This is a genomic window from Micrococcus sp. GbtcB5 (assembly GCF_019091605.1).
GTDB classification, from domain to species: Bacteria; Actinomycetota; Actinomycetes; order Actinomycetales; family Micrococcaceae; genus Micrococcus; species Micrococcus luteus.
The window spans coordinates 1-4666 of record NZ_JAGXJK010000051.1 but is presented as its reverse complement, the minus strand read 5'-3'; the positions used below and the strand labels follow the sequence as shown (position 1 = coordinate 4666).

Annotated in this window: 5 protein-coding genes and 1 pseudogene; 1 reads left to right on the top strand and 5 read right to left on the bottom strand. The window is 64.9% G+C overall.

Annotated elements, in window-relative coordinates:
* Positions 1–1491 precede the first annotated feature (1491 nt).
* The 5 genes from KVS67_RS11185 to KVS67_RS11165 form a co-directional block, all read right to left on the bottom strand.
* On the bottom strand, positions 1492–1740 hold the full coding sequence (locus tag KVS67_RS11185; protein WP_020626395.1) for an HTH domain-containing protein: 249 nt from the start codon (positions 1738–1740) through the stop codon (positions 1492–1494).
* A complete protein-coding gene (locus KVS67_RS11180; RefSeq protein WP_020626394.1) occupies positions 1737–1982 on the bottom strand; it encodes a primase C-terminal domain-containing protein in 246 nt (81 codons plus the stop codon). The genes KVS67_RS11185 and KVS67_RS11180 overlap by 4 nt, the downstream gene beginning before the upstream one ends.
* A gap of 92 nt (positions 1983–2074) precedes the next feature.
* Positions 2075–2614: a VOC family protein gene (locus KVS67_RS11175; protein WP_020626393.1), complete on the bottom strand. Its 540-nt coding sequence runs from the start codon at positions 2612–2614 to the stop codon at positions 2075–2077.
* Between the two features lie 326 nt (positions 2615–2940).
* Complete coding sequence (locus KVS67_RS11170) at positions 2941–3543, bottom strand: cadmium resistance transporter (RefSeq protein ID WP_115261550.1); 603 nt, start codon at positions 3541–3543, stop codon at positions 2941–2943.
* Positions 3540–3899 (bottom strand): helix-turn-helix transcriptional regulator, encoded by a 360-nt coding sequence (locus KVS67_RS11165; protein WP_006590980.1) that lies wholly within the window; start codon positions 3897–3899, stop codon positions 3540–3542. The genes KVS67_RS11170 and KVS67_RS11165 overlap by 4 nt, the downstream gene beginning before the upstream one ends.
* 195 nt (positions 3900–4094) lie before the next feature.
* On the opposite strand from KVS67_RS11165, the pseudogene KVS67_RS11160 reads away from it, so the two are divergent.
* A pseudogene (locus KVS67_RS11160) lies at positions 4095–4664 on the top strand (recombinase family protein); the annotation flags it as partial.
* Positions 4665–4666 lie beyond the last annotated feature (2 nt).

Below are 4666 nucleotides of genomic sequence, written 5' to 3'. Positions count from 1 at the left end.
GCCGCATACCTCCTGCGGAGATGCTCCACCGGCCTCGTTGGCCCCAGCGCGAGTCAACAACGTCATGCCCTCCTACACCTAGTCAGGCCGGGATTCGTTGCACTGTGCTGGGGGTGCAGGCGCAGGGGGTCAAGCGTCGGCGGAGGCGTCCGTTTTGGGGGGCCTGGGGGGTGTCCGGGGTGCGCGGCGGGTCGTTCTTGTGGATCGCGTAATGAACGGCGCGCGTGTGCTGACGCCTTCGCGCTCGACAATGGCGCGCATGGTCATGTCTTCGGTGCGCATGGCGCGGATACGTTCATGGAGCGCGGCGACCTTGACGAAGTACTTCTCGCAGGGCTGGGCAACCGTGCGCCGGAGCGGTCCGGGGTGCACCCCGGACCGCTCCACGAGGACGCGGGAGGGCCATTTGGGATTGGCTGGAGCTGGGTAGTCCGTGCCAGCGTGAAAAGTAGTTCAATTCTTCATAAGAAGTGAACTAATCACAGGAGGGGGTGGGGTCACAAAGCTAGAAGCGAGGCTCTCAATCAAAGCGACTATAATATTCGTCATTCTGATTTTTCTTCTAGCTTCTTTTCGAGCTTATTCTTCTTCCTGTTTAGGCGCCACCAAGAAACTGACCCCTTGAGCTGGAGGGCTCCAAGTTCGTCGAGGGATGGGAGCCCCTTGTCAGACAGCCTTTTGGAGACCTCTGTCTTGTCTGCTCCTTGCATCGTTGCAATGAGTGCGTGCGCTTCCTTGACTGGAGCGGATGCTAGAGGGTGGGTGGAGAGTTTCGCGTTGACTGCCCTTAGCTCCTCTTCAAGGGCTGAGCGGGAAATGCCTCGGAGTGGCATAGGTCACTTTCCCCTCAGGCAGGCAAGCGCAGCCCGTCCTCCTGCGGCGAGAAGCGCCTCAGGGGTCCCCCGAACCATGATCTGGGTGATCTGAGGCCCATTGAGACCGATTCCCATGAGGCACCTATGGACAGCCCAGGGCAACGCCTGCGTTTCGGCTACTTCCGGGCCGGTCTTCTTTTCCTCGATTAGAAGATCAGAGAAGTAATCATCCCACTCGCTGGATGTGCTTCCTTGATTCTCGAAGTCGCCGGGAAGCGAGGCGGCGGCTGCGTACCCGTCTGTTGCTTGAGGGGTGAAGGCGGGCTGGGCCGCCCAGGCGGTAGCCCCGAAGTTGCTGATGGTGAGGGCTCCTACGAGGGAAAACGCGGCCCCGGACTGGGCTAGACGAGAGAGGCGCGGTCGATGCTTGTCGGGCACGAGAGTCTCCTTCGAGTGGATGTGACGCGCCCCACCATACTGTGCGTTCTCTATGCACCGCTATTGCTCTCTGATCCCTCTCGCTCAAGAGGACCTCTTCCTGGGCGATGCTGATGGCCGGTTGGCGTTCATCGCGGCCCTTAGGAGCTCGCACTTTGGAGTAGAGCACGTTTCCGTGTCAGAGCCTTCTGATGTCGCTGGTCCTCCGTTGAGACGCTGAGGGGCTTTCTTGCTGGTCTCAGTCGTCCTTGTGGATCGCGTAGTGCACCGTCCCGACGGTGACGCCTTCCTTGGCGGCAATGGCGCGCATGGAGAGCCCTTCCGCGCGCAGGGCGCGGATGCGTTCATGGCGCGCGGCGGCGTCCGCCAAGTAGTCCGCGCGTTCCTGGGCGACGGTGCGGCGGATGGTGCGCGGCGAGACTCCGAATCGCTCGGCTAGTTCGCGGGCGGTCTGCTTGCGCTTGGCGCGTGTAGGTGTGCTGGTCATGCGTCCTCTCCCACGATCAAACGGGCACGCTCCTCAACGGCGTTGCGTCGCTTCGCTCCGCTCTGGCGGCCTCTGAAGGCTTGGAGCGTGGACAGGGACGCCTGCTGGACGGTGCGGGCGTCTGTCCAGCCGTAGAAGCGCGTGGTGACCCATCGGTGAATGCTGGCGGCGATGTCGCGGGCCTCATTGGCCGGGAGTGGCTCGGAGAAGGCGGCGTTGAGCTCGTGCACGTGGGCGAGCACGGCGGCGTAGTAGTCGCGGCTGTCTTCGGCGGTGGCGTGCTCGTGGCGCTGGCGAATGCGTTTGGCCTCGCAGGTCCGCGGCGTCGGGCTTCTCAGGCATGCACCTCATTGTCCTGCCCGACGGCGTCGGGGGCGGTGATCCCCATGGCCTCGAGGTTCTGTGCCGTGGCGCTGGCCGGATCGAAGGGCTTGGTGGCCGTGAAGACCACGCGTGCCTTCTCGGGGGCGATCACTTCAAGGTCACGCGAACCCCAGGGCGTGTCCACGGGCTCGCCGACTGCGCCGACACCTGCGGCGCGGCACCGTTGCTCGAGGTCATCGATCTGATCCAGCAGACACGCGAAGCTGACGCTCATGGCCGGCGCCTCCTGCTCCAGGGTGACGGGGGTCGGCACCAGCAGGACGTCCTGGAAGGCCCAGCGGCGCAGGTGGACCAGCTGACCGGGCACGCTGAACAGCTCGAAGAAGTCGAGCCCTTGCGTCCAGAAGTCCACCGAGGCGGTCAGGTCTGATGTGGGGATCGTCACGAACGAGGGCATCCGGTAGATCCCCTCGAACCGCTCCGGGGCGGTGGCCTCAGGGCCGGGGGCGAGGACAGGGCTCATCTCGACTGCGTTGTAGTAGTTGCTCATGCGCCTCAGCCTGGGCCCTCACGTGAGGTGAGGGTCAAGTGGGGTCATAGGGCCACCTGGAGCGCCGGCTCTAGCCGCCAGTGCGGGAGAAGGGTCGCACCCCCCTCCCGCCGAACGGCTCGGAGGCCCGCTCCCGTTCGTGTCCAGTCGGGTATACCCCTTTACACGCCCTGCCCTGTGGCTTCGTTCGCTTGGTGGCGGGGTTTTTGCAGCGCTCCGTGGCGGTCTTGTTGCCGCGATCACGCAGGACTGGCTGCAGGTAGGTGTCGCGGTCTGAACCGAGAGGGGTGCGCCCGGTCGGGGCCGTTTGGATCGCTGCCGCTACGTCAGAGTCCGAAGGCTCCGCCGCTGACGAGGATCACGATGCCGAGGCCGATGAGAACGATGGGGAAGAGGACGTGCTCCCAGCGTTCGAGCACTTCGGCGATCGGGGGGCGGGTGGCGACGAACTTTGCCAGGGCCACCAGGACCGCGACGAGCGCGAGGAAGACGATGCAGTAGGCGACTACTGCGAGAGGTTCCACGCTGAGGAAGACAGGGGTGTAGACGCCGATGTTGTCGCCGCCGTTGGCAAGGGTGACGCCTGCGACTGTCCACACGTCGACCTTCTTGCCGGCAACCTTGGCCTCGTCGTCATCGTCGTCATCGTCTCCGCGCCAGGCCTGCCATGCGGCCCAGAGGCCGAGGCCCAGAGGGATGAGACCGAAGTACGGGATGGCTGCCGAGGGCAGGAATGCTCCGGCGCCGATGGTCACCAGGACCGCGGCACCGAGGATGCCGGCGAATCCGAGGTACTGGCCGGCCAGAATGCGGGCGGTAGTGCCGCGCTGGCCTGCCCCTCGCGCGAAGAAGAGGGAGAGCACGATGATGTCGTCGATGTTGGTCGCTGCGAACAGGCCCATCGCCTGCAAGACCGAGGTGAGGATCATGCGCCCTCCCCAGCTGCGTCGCATCCGGGAAGCGAGCAGGCGGGATCGATGCACGGGGCGTCTTCGTCCACTGCCAGGGTGGCATCGACCAGTGCCGTCAGCGCCTGCGCCAGGTGCGAATCGGCGATCTCATATCGTGTCCGACGACCCTCGGGCTCGGAGACGACGATCCCGCAATCGCGCAGGCATGCCAGGTGGTTGGACACGTTCGGGCGTGTCAGGTCCAGATCTCGGGCCAGTTCCGCCGGGTAAGCGGGATGGTCGAGCAGGGTCAAGATGATCCGGGATCGAGTGGGGTCGGCCAGTGCACGACCCAGGCGGTTCATCACGTCGAGACGCGAAGCAATAGTCAGCATGGACTGAACTATACAGCGCGCACTGAACACTCGGTCACAGGCGTCAGCCCAGATCGCATGCCCGTAAGGGGATCCTTCACCGTACGTCGAGCGAGCTCAGTCCTCGACGACTTCTTGTGAGGGATCGTCATGTACGCATGAGCCGTACGGCGACGTGGGCGGTGAGGGGAGGATAACTGCAACAATGGGGGCAGGCATGTCGGCTACGCGCGCGTCTCGACTCTCGAGCAAGACCTCTCCGCCCAACGGGAAGCACTCGAGCGCCTCGGAGTCGAGAACAAGGACATCTACTTCGACCACGGCCTGACGGGAACGACCCGCGCCCGGCCCGGGCTGCGCGAAGCGCTGGCCGCGACCCGGGACGGCGACACCCTGGTGGTGACCAAGCTCGACCGGCTGGCCCGCTCGCTCCCGGACGCGAGGGACATCGCCGACGAGCTCACCACCAAGGGAGTGGCGCTCAGTCTCGGAGGCAGCGCCTACGACCCCAACGACGCCGTCGGCCGGTTGCTGTTCAACGTGCTCGGCATGGTGGCCGAGTTTGAGGCGGACCTCATCCGCCTGCGCACCCGCGAAGGCATGGCCATCGCCAGATCCAAGGGCAAACTCAAAGGCAAGAAGCCCAAGCTCTCGCCCTCTCAGCGCAAGCACCTGCTGACGTTGCACGCCGCCGGCGAGCACACCCAAGCCGAGCTAGCCGAGCTGTTCAACGTCTCCCGCACCACCATCTACCGCGAGCTGCGCCGCACCACGACCGACACCTGACC

Excerpts from the sequence above, each read along its gene's own strand:
- KVS67_RS11170 (WP_115261550.1), bottom strand. The coding sequence starts at position 3,543 with ATGATCCTCACCTCGGTCTTGCAGGCGATGGGCCTGTTCGCAGCGACC.
- KVS67_RS11185 (WP_020626395.1), bottom strand. The coding sequence starts at position 1,740 with ATGACCAGCACACCTACACGCGCCAAGCGCAAGCAGACCGCCCGCGAA.
- KVS67_RS11175 (WP_020626393.1), bottom strand. The coding sequence starts at position 2,614 with ATGAGCAACTACTACAACGCAGTCGAGATGAGCCCTGTCCTCGCCCCC.
- KVS67_RS11165 (WP_006590980.1), bottom strand. The coding sequence starts at position 3,899 with ATGCTGACTATTGCTTCGCGTCTCGACGTGATGAACCGCCTGGGTCGT.